Source organism: Salmonella sp. SSDFZ69 (assembly GCF_004010755.1).
In the GTDB taxonomy this organism is placed as follows: domain Bacteria; phylum Pseudomonadota; class Gammaproteobacteria; order Enterobacterales; family Enterobacteriaceae; genus Salmonella; species Salmonella enterica.
Genome location: NZ_CP034831.1, coordinates 3,545,440 through 3,560,315, shown reverse-complemented (window position 1 = coordinate 3,560,315; position 14,876 = coordinate 3,545,440). Strand labels below are relative to the sequence as shown.

Below are 14,876 nucleotides of genomic sequence, written 5' to 3'. Positions count from 1 at the left end.
GAATGATGAAAAAATCAACCTATGATGTGTCTCATCATTCGGCAGTATGTGGCGTGACGGGGGATTATTATCGGATCTCAGCGACATATCACATAAAACGATCTATCCGTGTTTTTTTGATCATTTTATGTTGTTTATTACCCGGTGGCGTTTTTGCCGGGTCCCTGATTAACGCAGGATTCATTTCCCCCGATAATGTCAACCTCAGTATACGGGATTTTCTGGGATTTTATGCCAGTGATAACTTACAGGAAAAAGATAATACACTGATGTATGTGTTGGGGGTAGCGGATGCCACAGAAGGTAAGACGTGGTGTGGATATGGTCAGGTTGACAGTATAACAATAAACCATACTGTGCTGGCCTGGCTTGATCGGTACTCTGTGAAAAAGCCTGATGCAAGAGCTTCGGTGCTGATAGAGGAAGCATTAGTTAAAAATTTCCCCTGTCAGGGGACTGAACCCTCCGTAAAAATTGCTTCCCGGTCATCTCCTGTGTTATCCCTGACGCCGGATGCGCTTAATCTTTCAGGTAATGACTTTTTTAAATTTTGGGTATCTGGTAATCAACTGGATAAACTCAGGGCGGGTATCTATCTGCTTGGCGTGGAGGATGCAACGGAGAAAAAACTATGGTGTGGATACGATTTATTTAAGACGCTAACATTAAATGAAATTGTCTATGTTTTTCTTAAAAATAAAACCAATGAGGAACTGAATTCTCGCGCGGCTGAACTTATCATAAATAAATTAATAGAGTATCCCTGTAATATATAAAATCATTCAAGTTGCATCAAGGCGGCAAGGGAGTGAATCCCCAGGAACGTACATTAGTTCGTGACTGGGGTGAGCGAGGAAAGCCAACGCACATGCAGCCTGAAGTATGACAGGTATACCCTGTGATAATGTTATCGCTGCCAGTTCAGATAAAGTCTTGGTGGTAAGGGATTGATATGTTTAAGATAATGGTCTGTCTGTTGGTGGGTATTCCTGCCATTTCTTATGCGCACGATTATGGGTGTGCTACGGTTGGAGCATCAATGGAGTCATCATTATTTGATGCCATAAAAAATGACCTGAATATAGATGTCGCTACTATTATAAAGGATAAAACAAAGGTAGAGATTCTTGATATCTCACCTGTATCTAAGGTCTATGCAGAATCTCTGGCCAGGATGGATTATGAAAAAGATAAGGCCAAAAATAAAGTGGCAATATTAGATAAAAAATCCTATTTCGATAGTTATTATGAAAATCAGGTTAAATCTATCGTGGCAAAATATACCTATATTAACAAAGATAAAGAAAAAGATATTTTCATTGCATCCAGCTTCATGAATGCTGATGAATGTTCTGTAAGATTTAATGGTTATATTACTTTATCCAGGGAATTTTAAAATATTGATTATTGGGTGGCGAGTCGAAATATAATGCAAAAATTTCTTAGTCTGCTTTTTTCCCGGCGCGCGCTGGCGGTTGTGGGCGTTCTGGTTCTGGCGCTGCTGGTCTGGTTTGTCGGGCCGCTGGTGTCATTTGATACCCTGCGCCCGCTGGCCTCCGTGGGTAGCCGGGTAGTGACCATTGCCCTGTTACTGATGCTGCTGGTACTGTGGCTGGTCAACTGGTCGATGAGTATCATCGGCATCAGTGTCCTGTGCCTGGCGATTGGCTTCGTCACACCGCTGCTGGCCCTGGGCGATGTCCATCCGTTTGCGCCGCTGTGGGTCCGCCTGACATTAATTGGTTTCATCCTGCTGATGTACGCGCTGTACGGCCTGTACCGGCTGTGGCGTGCGCTGCGTATGGATGAACAACTGCTGCGTCGCTTCCTGCATCCGCGCGGGGAAGAGGTACCGGTGGCAGGCGAGATCAAAGCCGACCTGCGCACCGTCAACCATATTGTCACGCAGGCCATCCGGCAGCTGCGGCAGTTGCGGGTGGATATGCCTGGCTGGCGTAAAATCTTCGAGGGTAAACGCTTTCTGTATGAGCTGCCGTGGTTCATGGTGGTCGGCAGTCCCGGCGACGGCAAAACCACGGCCCTGCTGAACACCGGATTGCAGTTCCCGCTGGCGGAGCAAATGGAGCAGACCTCGCGTATCCTGACAGTGCCGGGTGGCGGCACGCTACACTGCGACTGGTGGTTTACCAATGAAGCGGTGTTGATTGATACCGCCGGACGCTACGCCCGCCACGATGATGGTGGTGAAGCGAGCGCCGCGCAGCGTAACGCCGGAGAGTGGCAGGGCTTTCTCGGTCTGCTGCGTAAACATCGCCCCGGCGCGCCGCTTAACGGCGTGATCCTGACGCTAAACGTGGCGGATTTAACCGCACAGTCACCGGCGGAACGCCTGGCGGCCTGCGCCGCTCTGCGGGCGCGACTGGCAGAACTGCGCGAGACCCTGGGGATTCGCTTTCCGGTCTATCTGGTGGTCACCAAAATGGATTTGTTGCCGGGGTTCAGCGAGTATTTTCGCACGCTGACCAGCCATCTTCGCGCACAAATCTGGGGCTTTACGTTGCCGTACAGCCGCAGGCGAAAAACGGGCGACCCGCAGGCGCTGCATGCCGCCTGCGCGCAGGAGCTGGCGCGCCTGACGCTGCGGCTGGATCAGGGACTGGATACCCGGTTACAGGAAGAGTACGACCTTAAAAGCCGCCAGCGGCTGTATACCTTCCCGCGTGAGTTCGCCGCCCTCGGCGAGCCGTTGCTGGAGGCTATTGAACAGATCTTCCTCGATTCAAAATTCGATGCCACGCAACTGAATAACACGCTGCGCGGGGTGTTTTTCACCAGCGCCGCGCAGGCGCAGGTCGACGCCGTGGCCGACCAGTTGAGTATCTGGCAGCGCTTTGTCCGGGCGATAAAAACCGCCCGTGGCGAATCCTCCGCCTCTCTCCCGCACGCTCTGCCGGACGGCAACCGCAGCTACTTCCTGCATGACCTGCTGACACAGTTTATTTTCCGTGAAGCGCACCTGGTGGAGCCAAACCTCCAGTGGGCCTGGCGTTACCGCCTGCTGCGCCTCGGCGGGCACCTGCTGGTACTGGTGCTGGCATTCCTGTTGTGGCAGGGGATGCAGACCAGCCAGCAGACCAACGGCGACTATCTGAATGAAATCAGCGCCCGCGCGACCCGGCTGGACGGTGAAGTGAAAGCCTACACCGGTAAACCGGCGATGGCTCTCGTCCCGGCACTGCTGGATAGCGCAAGGGAACTGTCCGCCTGGCCGGAACTGGACCCGGACGCGCCGCCGCTGACCTGGCGCTACGGCCTGTACAGCGTACCGCCGGTAACCGACAGCGTGGCGTCGCTGTACAACCGTCTGCTGGATCAACTGCTGCTGCCGCCGCTGGTGAAACGGATGGAGTATGTGCTGGCGGACGCCATTGCCCGTCAGGATAGTAAAGCGGCCTACGATGCCCTGCGCATCTATCTGCTACTGAATCTGGATAAAGATCACGAAGATAAATACAACGCGGCGGAGATCCAGTCGTGGGTGATTAACGATCTGGGGAACAGCGACAGCGTGGCCGGGTTCGGCGGGCGCGCCGCCGTGCTGACGCATATCGAAGCGCTGTTTGACGGCAGCCGGGTGGTGCATTCACCGTATGAGAAAGATGAGGCGCTGATCCGCCAGGCGCGGGCATTCCTCGACGGTCACACCAGTACCGAGCGTATCTACGCGCGGGCGCTGGCGGCAATGGAGAGCGAAGCGCCGCAGGAGTTCACGCTGGTACGCGCCGTCGGCGCGGATGCGGGAACGGTCTTTGTGCGTAGCAACGGCGCGCCGCTGGATCGGGGCGTGCCGGGTATTTTTACCCGTGAAGGATACCGGGAGCTGTTCGACAAACGATTACCGGAATTTGTGGCGGCGGCGACGGCGAACGATGGCTGGGTGATGGGCCGGGAGAGTACGCCAAAAAAGCTGACTGACAGCCTGCGCAGCCAGATACCGGGGCAGGAGCAATCTGTCGCCCGCGAAGTCCGCCGTTTGTACCTGACGGAATATGCCCGCCGCTGGCAGGATTTTCTGGACAGTATCCATAGTATCAACAGTGCCGGGGAAGAGGGCAGTTCCGGCCTGGCCTATGATTTACAGGTGCTGCGCACCCTGGCGTCGCCGGACTCACCGCTGATGCGGCTGGGAAAAGCGGTGGTGGAGCAGACCACGCTGGTGCCGCCGCCGGACCCGCAGGCCAGACAGAAACAACTGGCGCAGCGCGCATCCGGTAACGCGGGGAAAGTGGTACAGACGGCAAAACTGTTCCAGGATATTCACCCGGAAGAACGGCTGGAAAAAACGCTGGTGGATGATCGTTTCGCCGCGCTGCGCGAGGTCATTGCCGGGCGGACGGACGGCGGACAGAGCGGCGGTGGGACGATGCAGATCGCTTCGCTGCTGACCATGCTCAACGAGTATTACACCCAACTGACCATTGCTGATAGCGCGCTGGCGGCGGGGACGTTGCCAGCGCGCATTACTGCCGCAGACAAGTTGCAACTGGAGGCGGCGAAACTGCCCGCGCCGCTGAAAAACATCCTGCTGGATCTGACGAAGCAGGGAACGCGCAAAATCAACGCCGGGACCGGCGACGTGCTGAACACCCAGATGGAGGCGATGATGGGCGACGACTGCCGTGACGCCATCGACGGGCGCTATCCGTTCGCCGACAGTCCGCAGGAGGTCAGCGCCGAGGACTTTAACCGCATCTTCGCCAGCGGCGGCGTACTGGATGCTTTCTGGAGCAAACAACTGGCTCCGCTGGCGGACACCGCCAGCGACCCGTGGCGCTACAAACCGACCGAAGGCAACATGACATTGCAGGGGCCGGATCTGACGCCGTTTCAGCAGGCGAAGCAGATCCGCAGCGTATTTTTTAACAGCGAGGGCGGGAAAAAATTTTCCTGGTCGATGCAGATTAGCGTGGTGGATATGGACCCGGCCATCACGGAACTGGTGATTGATATCGATGGTCAGGTGCTGCGCTACGCCCATGGTCCGGACCGTCCCCTGAAAGTAACGTGGCCGGGACCGCGCAACGGCTCGATGGCGGAAATCACCGCCAGCCCGCGTATTCGCCAGGACACCTCAACGCTACTGACCGGCGGGCCGTGGGCGCTGTTTCATCTGCTGGACGCCGGAATGGTACAGGAAACGGCGGTGCGGGGGCGCCAATTGGTGGAATATGATTTTGACGGTCGCCGGGTGGTGCTGGAAATCACTGCCGGGCGGGATTTTAACCCGGTCAGCCGGGAGCTGTTGCAGAACTTCAGTTGTCCGGCGAGGGCGTTGTAATGCGCCGGCCAGCGGTGGTATCAGCCCCGGCGATGTTCGGCAGGCTGCCGGACCAGCGCGACTATGTGCGCTGGCGGGTGGGCGCTGAAGAGGGACGAATATGGCAGGACTGGCTGAACCGCCAGACATGGGTGGGCAGCGGGCGGCATATCGTGTTGCCGGAAGGCCAGACGACCGATGAAGAGCGTGACGGCTGGATGCACCTGTCGCCGCGTGGCGAACATGATATGCCCGCGCCGGAACACCATCCGCTGCCGTGGAGCTTTGTGATGTCGCCGGGATTTTTGCCGATGGGTGGGACGACTGACTGGCTGACCGGAGTGCTGATGGCGTCACGGGATAGCGTGGGACGCCCGTGGCCGCTGGTGATTTACCAGCGCTGCGGTCGGGAGTGGCTGGACGAGAGTTTGCAGGAGACGCAGGGCTGGCTGTACTGGCTGGCGAGGCTGGCGGCGCAGCATATCACGCTGGACACGATGCGGCGCGGGCGGCTGACGGAGCAGGTGGACCAGCTATGGGCGATGTGGCAGCCGGGGCCGTGGTGGGCGCAGTGGCTGCGCGGGTTACGACGAACATCGCAGCGCAGCCGGGAACTGACCGGGCTGCCGGATGAAGCACCGGTAGTAGAACTGCCGGGCGTGCGTTATCTGCCGTGGCCGGGCTGGCCGGGTAAGACGCTGGGGCAGGCAACACCGGGGCAAGGCTGGTTCTGGCAGCAGAACAGTGAAGGGCGGTATGTGGATGCGCTGCGGCTGGTGGATGAAGAAAATAGAGGTCAGATGCTGTGAAAAAGTACGCTGTAGAGGTTCTGTTTATGTCTGCCTGTGCAGGAATGTTCCTGCCCGTATTTGCCTGGGGCGGAACAGATGTAAACATTGATAACCCGCTGGCGGAGTGTGTGGATATCCATCCCGTTCATCGTCAGGAAATGGATAACCTTACCATTCTGAAAACAACGGTCACACTGAAAAAAAGTACCGGTGAATGTGGCTGTTTCTCAACATTAATCAACTATACCAGCTTACTGGCGCAGGATGTTGAGGGTTACGGACGCGGAAGTGCATATTCCCTTCAGGAGGGGAATATTTCACTGGCGAAGATGCAGGGACGTTATCCTTTCAGCTTTGTATTATCGGTGGATAACCAGTCTGTACGGGATCAGAAGCTGGCGCTAATGATACGTTGTACACCACCGCTGTAATACACAGAATAGTCAGGGAGAAGATGATGGCAGTAAGACTGACTTTTGACGGGCAAAAGCTGACATGGCCTGGTATCGGGATATTTAAGGCGACCACGGGGTTACCGGATTTACAGTGGCCAGATAAACAGTGTGTGCCGGATGCGGCGATACCGGAAGGGAATTATAAATTGTTTATTCAGTTTCAGGGGGAGGCACCGATAAGAAATGCTGCGGATTGTGATCTGGGACCATCATGGGGCTGGAGTACCATTCCGCGAGGCCAGGCTGCCGGAACATGTGAGATATACTGGGCGAACTGGGGATATAACCGTATCCGGCTGGAATCAGCGGATGAGAAGACCCGAAAAGCCTGTGGGGGCAAGCGGGGTGGTTTTTATATCCATGATTCCACCAAAGGTTACAGTCATGGTTGTATTGAAGTGGAACCGGTGTTTTTCCGTATTCTGAAACAGGAGACGGAAAAAGAAAATGGTGAAAAGACATTTACGGTTAATGTTAAGTATGTTTCTGGTCAGCAAACGAATGGTGGAACAAAACAATAATACCGTTAAAACCGGCTGAAATTATCGTGTCTGGACGTGCTGTGGTTGACAATGATTACAATGGTGGCCAGATAAGTAACGAGCACCAATGATAAAGTATATGACTGGCGGTGTACTGGTTATTAATCAAATTTCTATAAAATGCAATGCAAATCTGGTAAGCATAATAAAAATAAAATCATAATATTGTTATATTCATTTCCTTATTTATGTAATTCAGTATTTATGTTATGTGCTAATTTTTGTGTTTTTATTTTCATGGCTCTTGTCAGCAATATACCCTGTTCTTCTGGTAAATATTTAAATATAACAGGCTGGTTGCATTATAAAGTGCGGGGCACTGTTTCCTGACGGTGAGTCTATTTATTTTAATCCGGTATTAAAGGAGTCACTACCATGAGTTTTGTATCCACAAATAATAAATCCGGTATGGGAGGGCTGACGACAACCACGCCGCCGATAACCGGAGAAAGTGGCGGTGTCACCGCAGATTCAGTCGCCGGAAGCGTGGCAGATGCGGCGGAAGCCGCTGTGGAACAGGCTGCGGGATCGCTATTTGGCGCATTGCCGGAGCCATCAGGGCTGGTGAAAGCCGCGGTGGCAGCGGCGCAGGCCGCCGCCGCCGCAGGTATGGCGCAGGATGCGGTATCGGCCATCGTCTCTGCTGTTGCAGGCGGGCCGGGGGCGCATAATGTGACGGTCAGCGGCAGCGCCGTACCGCCGGGCGCATTACTGTTCGCCAGCCTGGACGGCGGCGAAACATTAAGTGAACTGTTCAGCTATGTGGTACAGCTAAAAACGCCCGACACCCTGAATCTGGGCTATGTCTCCCCGGCGGCCAACCTGCCGCTCAAACCGATGGTGGGCAAAGATCTGTGCGTCAACATCGAACTGGATGGTGGCGGTAAACGACATATCAGCGGGCTGGTCACGGCGGCGCGGGTGGTGGGCCATGAAGGGCGTTCGGTTACCTATGAGCTGCGTATGGAGCCGTGGGTAAAACTGCTGACCCATACCAGCGACTACAAAGCATTCCAGAATAAAACCGTGGTGGATATTCTGGATGAAGTGCTGGCGGAATACCCCTACCCGGTGGAAAAGCGGCTGGTGGAAAGCTACCCGGTACGTACCTGGCAGGTGCAGTACGGTGAAACTGATTTTGATTTTCTTCAGCGACTGATGCAGGAGTGGGGCATCTACTGGTGGTTTGAGCACAGCGAGGACAGCCACACGCTGGTGCTGGCGGATGCCATCAGCGCCCACAAAGCATGTCCGGACTCGCCGCTGGTCGAGTGGCACCAGGAAGGGCTGAAGCTGGACAAGGAGTTTATCCACACTATCACGGCAAACGAGAGTCTGCGGACTGGCCAGTGGGTGCTGGATGATTTCGATTTTACGAAGCCACGTTCATTGCTGGCAAACACGGTGGCAAACCCGCGTGAAACCGGTCATGCCACCTACGAGCATTATGAGTGGCCGGGAGACTACTTCGACAAGAGTGAAGGCGAGATGCTGACGCGCATTCGTATGGAAGCGCAGCGCAGCCCCGGCAGTCGGGTGCTGGGGGGAGGGAATATCCGCACACTCATGACCGGTTATACCTTCACGCTGGAAAACTATCCCACCGCCGAAGTCAATCAGGAATACCTGCTGATGCAGACCTTGCTGTTTGTGCAGGACAACGCGCAGCACAGCGGGCAGGACCAGCACTTTACCTTTTCCACCCGTTTTGAACTGCACCCCACCCGCGAGGTGTACCGCCCGCAGCGGACGGTGAGCAAACCCCACACCAAAGGGCCGCAGAGCGCCATCGTCACCGGCCCGGCGGGCCAGGAAATCTGGACGGATCAGTACGGGCGGGTAAAGGTACAGTTTGGCTGGGATCGCTACGGCAAAATGGATGAAAACAGCTCCTGCTGGATACGCGTCAGCTACCCGTGGGCGGGCAAAGGCTTCGGGATGATCCAGATCCCGCGTATCGGCCAGGAAGTGCTGGTGGATTTCAAAAACGGCGATCCGGATCTGCCGATCATCGTGGGGCGTACCTACAACCAGGACACCATGCCGCCGTGGGGACTGCCGGGCGCGGCAACACAGAGCGGGATATACAGCCACACTATCGGCGGCGGACCGACCAATGCCAACGCCCTGCGTTTTGAAGATAAACCCGGTAGTGAAGAGGTCTGGCTACATGCTGAAAAAGATCAGCGTATTGAAGTTAATAATAATGAAAGTCACTGGGTGGGGAATAATCGGGTTAAGGTCATTGATCAGTCAGAAATAGCCACTATTGGCGCTGTCCGCGACCATAAAGTTCAGTATGACGATACCTCTCTGGCCGGAGGAAATAAAACCATTCAGACGGTAAAAGAGTTATATCTGGCAGCGGGTGATTCTATTACTCTGAGTTGTGGTGACACCGTTCTGTACATGAGCAGTAAGGGGGAATTTTACGTAACCTGTAAAACGTTCAATATTACTGCAACAGATGCCGATGGTCAGATTAATACTATAAAAGGGCAGCTGGATTTAAATATGGATAAAAGAGAACCCAAAGTGGGAACATTTGGTGAGTCAGAAAAAACAGCAATGGCAGCAGTAATTAAGGAAACTTTTCCACCCAAAGAATAGTTTTTATTTTAGTGCCGGACTTATCAACACTTTCAGACCAAAAAGGATTTTATATAATCATGACGAACTATTATATCAACGAAGCCATCTTGAGTTTCTCCGGTAATATATCCCAGGACAGCACCCTCAATATGATCCGCCTGAGCGATCCGGATGCGGCGCTGATTATCAGCCGCGGCAAAATGCAGGACGGTGATGAACTGGCGTCCCAGGTTGAACAACAGATGAAAAAACTGGAAAAGCAGGTTAAGGAACTGCGTTATACGCCAGCACAGGTTGTCCGGCTGGGTATTGACGGGAAAATGGAGGGGCTGGAAATACAGAGTCAGTTCATCCGGGGTAATGAGCATGTATACCAGTACCAGGCGGTATTTGTGCTACAGAGCAGCCGGGTAATGATGGCCCTGACCTATGCCCGCTCAACAGCGTTAACCGAAGCGGATAGGGGGCGCTGGGCGGATATCAAAAAGAATCTGCGTTTCAGGTTGGACCCGGAAAACACGGCAACCGGACAATAACACAGGGAGTGTGGTATGGGAGAAGCATTCTGGGCGGCAAGGGAAGGCGACGCGCTGCTGCATACGTCTTTTCTGGCAGATCTGGTGGGCAGTGCGCTGGAATTCGCCATCAATGCGGTTATTGATTTTGCGGCACTGGCTGTTGTGGCGCTGGCGACGGGGGCTACGGTGGCAACGCTGGGATGCAGCGCCGTATTACTTGTGGGGACCGTGGTCGGCGCGACGATGTTGCTGAGTGGCGCCGGGGAGAAAATCAGTAAAGCCTGTGAAGACATAGCCAACAGCCTTTTTCCGCCGAAAATTGAGGGATATATCCTGACCGGCTCAGGCGACACCCGGATTAACAGCAAACGGGCGGCGCGGGCGGCGGCAACGGCATTATCACGCCATGATGTGGAAACCCTGGACGCGCAGGCGCAGGCAGAGGCAGAAGAAGAAAAACGCAGGCAGGACGCCAAATCAATGTGGGATGTGGCCGGGGAATATCTGGATGCAGTAAAAGGCCGGGCAGAGAATATGGCTAAGGGCGTCGTTTCCGTGGTGAGCCGGATGGGATCAGCGGAAGGATGGGCCTCGCTGGGAAATGATGCTCTGACGGAGGCGGGCGATATGCTTTCCGACACGGGCCACTTTATTTCAGAGATGTGGCAGCCCACGGTGGCAACGGCATATCCGGGGTCTGACCCGAAACAGGATGATAAAATCGACTGCCACAAACATCCCTCTTCATTCACCCAGTTTATGGCGCAGAAACTGCAGGCGCTGACGGATGACCCGGTGGGGACGGTACTGGGGGCGATGAACACTTTCGATGTGCTGGAAACCGGTTTTCAGGCGGCAAGCGCGCTTATCGGCAGCGTGTCGAACCTGTTCAAAGGCGACGATGAGCCGCCCGCAGCAGAATATATCGCCGAAGGGACGCGGGATGTGCGTATCAACAGTCAGCCTGCGGCGCGCAGCGGGGTACGCTGTACCTGCGAGGCAAAAGTGGTGGATGAGCCTGAGAACGGCGTACATGTATCCGGTGATGTACGTAGCGGCGGGCCGCTTCTGGTGGTACGGGATATCAAAAGCGGTAAGTCACAAATAACCCTGGTGACCACCATTGCGCTGACGTTCATGCAGCCCGGACGGGCGTTAGCTAAAAGTGCCTGCTTTATGATGGGATTGGGCATTAACATGATGGTTCAGAAGGCGGGGAGTGCGCTGAACCGCCCGGTAAACGCCGCCACTGGAGCCAAGTACCTGGCAGGCGATGATGACGTTGATTTCAGTCTGCCCGGCCACTTCCCGCTGGAGTGGCAGCGGACCTACAGCAGCCGTGATGAACGGACGGAGGGGATGTTCGGGCGGGGCTGGAGCGTGCTGTATGAAGTGTGCCTGGAGCGTACGCCGGACAACCCGGATGAAAACTGCATGACGTATGTATCCCCAATGGGGCGGCGAATTGACCTGCAGGCGGTGGAGCCGGGGAGCGGTTTTTACAGCCCCGGCGAGGGGCTGGCAGTGCGGCGCAGCGAACAGGGCCACTGGCTTATCAGCAGTGATGACGGCGTGTACAGGCTGTTTGAAGCGGACCCGTTCAGCCCACAGCGTCGGCGGCTGAAAATGTTGGGCGACCGCAACAGTAACTGCCAGCACCTGACCTACGACAACCACGGGCGTCTGGTGGAAATCAGCGGCGATCGGCAGCGCCCCTGCATCCGGCTGCACTATGAGCTGGCAGCGCACCCGCAGCGCGTGACGCGCATCTTCCGCCATCACCCGCAAGGGGAGCCGGAGCTGCTGCGGCGTTACCGCTACGATGAGGCGGGACGGCTGAACGGGGTGGTGGACAACGCAGGTCAGTATCAGCGCGAGTTTGCGTACGACGACAACGACTGCATGACGATGCACCGGGAGCCGGGCGGCGAACGGTATTACTACACCTGGGCGTGGTTTGAAGGCCCGGACGATGCGGCGTGGCGGGTGACGGGCCATCATACGGACAGCGGCGAGCAGTACCGTCTGGACTGGAATCTGGCAGAACGTTCGCTGTGTGTGACGGATAGTCTGGGGCGCATGCGCTGCCACTGGTGGGATGCGCAGGGCCAGGTGACGGCGTACCGGGACGAGGCCGGGCAGATGACCACTTTCCGCTGGAGCGATGAAGAGCGGTTACTGCTGGGGATGACGGACGCGCAGGGCGGCAAATGGCGTTATGTCTATGACCGTCTCGGCCACCTGACGGAGACGCATGACCCGCTGGGCCGGGTTGAGCAGACGCAGTGGCATCCGGTGTGGCACCAGCCGGAAACGGAGGTGGATGCCGCGGGGGCGGCGTGGCGTTATGAGTATGATGAGCGGGGCAACCTGCAGGCGATCAGCGACCCGCTGCACCAGCGCACGGTATACGGGTACGACCGACACGGTCAGGTGGTGCGGATAACCGACGCGCGGGGCGGAGATAAATACCTGCAGTGGAACGAAGACGGGCAGCTTATGCGCCACACGGACTGTTCTGGCTCGCAGACGGCATGGTTTTATGATGAACGCACGCGGCTGGAAAGGGTGACGGACGCGGAGAGTAACAGTACGCGTTACAGCTATGACGGCAACGGACATCTGACGGAGGTCATGTTCGCGGACGGGCGTACGGAGCGTTACCAGCCGGATGCGGCGGGACGGCTGGTGAAATACACCAGCCCGGCGGGGCAGATAACACGCTGGCAGCGGGACGGCCAGGGGCGGGTGCGCAGGCAGACGGATGCGACGGGGCGCAGGACGGCGTATGAGTACGACGCTTACGGGCGGCTGACCACGCTCACGAACGAGAACGGGGAAAGCTACCGGTTCCGATACGATGTTCTGGACCGGGTGACGGAACAGACGGACCCCGGCGGCAGCCGCCGGGCATACGGGTATAACGCGCTGAATGCGGTGACGGCGGTGATATACGGCGGGGAGCGCGGGGGAGAAATCCGCCACGGTCTGGAGCGTGATGCGGCGGGGAGGCTGACGGTGAAAATCACGCCGGAGACGCGCACGGAATACCGGTACGACGCGGCGGACCGTCTGCTGGAAATCCGCCGCAGGCAGCATGATGCGGCGGAAGGCGGAGAGCCGGAAGTTATCCGGTTCAGCTACGACAGTGCGGGTAACCTGCTGAGCGAGGAGACGGCGCAGGGCGTGCTGCAGCACCGGTACGATGTTCAGGGCAACCGCACAGAAACGCAGATGCCGGACGGGCGGACGCTGCGGTACCTGTACTACGGGAGCGGCCATCTCCAGCAAATCAACCTGGGGCGTGATGTCATCAGCGAGTTCACGCGTGACCACCTGCACCGTGAGGTGCAGCGGAGCCAGGGGCGGCTGGACACGCGGCGGATGTACGACCGGACGGGCCGGTTAACGCGGAAACTGACCTGTAAAGGAATGCGCGGTGTGGTGCCGGAGACGTTTATTGACCGGGAATATGCGTACAGCGGCCAGGATGAGCTGCTGAAAAAGCGGCACAGCCGGCAGGGGGTGACGGATTATTTTTACGACACGACGGGGCGCATCACGGCGTGCCGGAATGAGGCATACCTGGACAGCTGGCAGTACGACGCGGCGGCGAACCTGCTGGACAGGCGGCAGGGAGAGACCGCGCAGGCGGGTGCAGGCAGCGTGGTGCCGTTCAACCGGATAACGTCATACCGTGGGCTGCATTACCGTTACGATGAATATGGCCGGGTGGTGGAAAAGCGGGGCCGCAACGGTACGCAGCACTATCGCTGGGATGCGGAGCACCGGCTGACGGAAGTGGCGGTCATCCGGGGGAGCACCGTACGGCGTTACGGGTACGTGTACGACGCGCCGGGCAGGCGGGTGGAGAAGCACGAACTGGACGCGGAAGGAAAGCCGTATAACCGGACGACGTTTTTATGGGACGGAATGCGGCTGGCGCAGGAGTGCAGGCTGGGAAGAAGCAGCAGCCTGTATATCTACAGCGACCAGGGGAGCCACGAGCCGCTGGCGCGGGTGGACAGGGCGGCGCCGGGCGAAGCGGATGAGGTGCTGTATTACCATACGGACGTAAACGGCGCGCCGGAGGAGATGACGGACGGCGGGGGCAATATTGTCTGGGAAGCGGGCTATCAGGTATGGGGGAACCTGACGCATGAAAAAGAAACCCGGCCCGTACAGCAGAACCTGCGTTTCCAGGGGCAATATCTGGACAGAGAAACGGGGCTGCATTACAATTTGTACAGATTTTATGATCCGGATATCGGGAAGTTTATATCGGGCGACCCGATCGGGCTGAGGGGCGGAATAAACTTATATGCGTATGCACCGAATCCGTTAAGTTGGATCGATCCGTTAGGTCTTAAATGTTCTCACTCTGCTAAGAATCCGAAAGAATTCCATTCGGCTATAAGTGATAAGTGGGGGCATAAAATGACTCCCGCAGAAATGAGAGAAGTACAAAAAACAATAGATAATATTAAATTAAATAGACCTGCTTATCCTCGTGATGGAATACCTTTTGAAAATAATTTCAAAATATCACCTGATAGCCAACGCCTTAATACGGGAAGTGGCCCTTATAGAGAATGGACTGTAAAAACTCCTGGTGTTGGAAATCGAGGTGCTAGACGTATTGTTGTTGATACGAAAACAGGTTAGGCATACTATAGTCATGATCATTACGACTCTTTCAT

General features: G+C 56.2%; 9 protein-coding genes. All 9 read left to right on the top strand.

The window, feature by feature from the left end; translation table 11 throughout:
* Nucleotides 1-2: 2 nt before the first annotated feature.
* The gene (locus tag EOS98_RS17780; RefSeq protein ID WP_126524262.1) at nt 3-776 is read left to right on the top strand and encodes a Rap1a/Tai family immunity protein; all 774 of its coding nucleotides are present in this window, start codon (nt 3-5) and stop codon (nt 774-776) included.
* A 188-nt stretch (nt 777-964) separates the two neighbouring features.
* A complete protein-coding gene (gene sciR / locus EOS98_RS17775; protein WP_023166851.1) occupies nt 965-1,396 on the top strand; it encodes a Shiga-like toxin A subunit SciR in 432 nt (143 codons plus the stop codon).
* A gap of 33 nt (nt 1,397-1,429) precedes the next feature.
* Complete coding sequence (gene icmF / locus EOS98_RS17770) at nt 1,430-5,299, top strand: Type VI secretion protein IcmF (protein ID WP_127821189.1); 3,870 nt, start codon at nt 1,430-1,432, stop codon at nt 5,297-5,299.
* On the top strand, nt 5,299-6,087 hold the full coding sequence (locus EOS98_RS17765) for a TagF domain-containing protein (protein ID WP_126524261.1): 789 nt from the start codon (nt 5,299-5,301) through the stop codon (nt 6,085-6,087). Before icmF ends, EOS98_RS17765 begins: the two co-directional genes overlap by 1 nt.
* Nucleotides 6,084-6,500, top strand: coding sequence for a DUF2195 family protein (locus tag EOS98_RS17760; protein WP_001596567.1), 417 nt, complete (start codon nt 6,084-6,086; stop codon nt 6,498-6,500). The genes EOS98_RS17765 and EOS98_RS17760 overlap by 4 nt, the downstream gene beginning before the upstream one ends.
* 23 nt (nt 6,501-6,523) lie before the next feature.
* Nucleotides 6,524-7,045, top strand: coding sequence for a DUF2778 domain-containing protein (locus EOS98_RS17755; RefSeq protein WP_000968384.1), 522 nt, complete (start codon nt 6,524-6,526; stop codon nt 7,043-7,045).
* A 396-nt stretch (nt 7,046-7,441) separates the two neighbouring features.
* Nucleotides 7,442-9,676 carry a type VI secretion system Vgr family protein gene (locus EOS98_RS17750; protein WP_126524260.1) on the top strand — a complete coding sequence of 745 codons (2,235 nt, stop codon included), beginning with the start codon at nt 7,442-7,444 and terminating at the stop codon, nt 9,674-9,676.
* A 59-nt stretch (nt 9,677-9,735) separates the two neighbouring features.
* Complete coding sequence (locus tag EOS98_RS17745) at nt 9,736-10,194, top strand: DcrB-related protein (RefSeq protein WP_000186513.1); 459 nt, start codon at nt 9,736-9,738, stop codon at nt 10,192-10,194.
* 15 nt (nt 10,195-10,209) lie between these two features.
* On the top strand, nt 10,210-14,841 hold the full coding sequence (locus EOS98_RS24920; protein WP_225872843.1) for an RHS repeat-associated core domain-containing protein: 4,632 nt from the start codon (nt 10,210-10,212) through the stop codon (nt 14,839-14,841).
* Nucleotides 14,842-14,876: the final 35 nt, after the last annotated feature.

What these genes read in the sequence shown, in the direction of transcription:
- EOS98_RS17780 (WP_126524262.1), top strand. Translation starts at nt 3, where the DNA reads ATGATGAAAAAATCAACCTATGATGTGTCTCATCATTCGGCAGTATGT.
- sciR (WP_023166851.1), top strand. Translation starts at nt 965, where the DNA reads ATGGTCTGTCTGTTGGTGGGTATTCCTGCCATTTCTTATGCGCACGAT.
- icmF (WP_127821189.1), top strand. Translation starts at nt 1,430, where the DNA reads ATGCAAAAATTTCTTAGTCTGCTTTTTTCCCGGCGCGCGCTGGCGGTT.
- EOS98_RS17765 (WP_126524261.1), top strand. Translation starts at nt 5,299, where the DNA reads ATGCGCCGGCCAGCGGTGGTATCAGCCCCGGCGATGTTCGGCAGGCTG.
- EOS98_RS17755 (WP_000968384.1), top strand. Translation starts at nt 6,524, where the DNA reads ATGATGGCAGTAAGACTGACTTTTGACGGGCAAAAGCTGACATGGCCT.
- EOS98_RS17750 (WP_126524260.1), top strand. Translation starts at nt 7,442, where the DNA reads ATGAGTTTTGTATCCACAAATAATAAATCCGGTATGGGAGGGCTGACG.
- EOS98_RS17745 (WP_000186513.1), top strand. Translation starts at nt 9,736, where the DNA reads ATGACGAACTATTATATCAACGAAGCCATCTTGAGTTTCTCCGGTAAT.
- EOS98_RS24920 (WP_225872843.1), top strand. Translation starts at nt 10,210, where the DNA reads ATGGGAGAAGCATTCTGGGCGGCAAGGGAAGGCGACGCGCTGCTGCAT.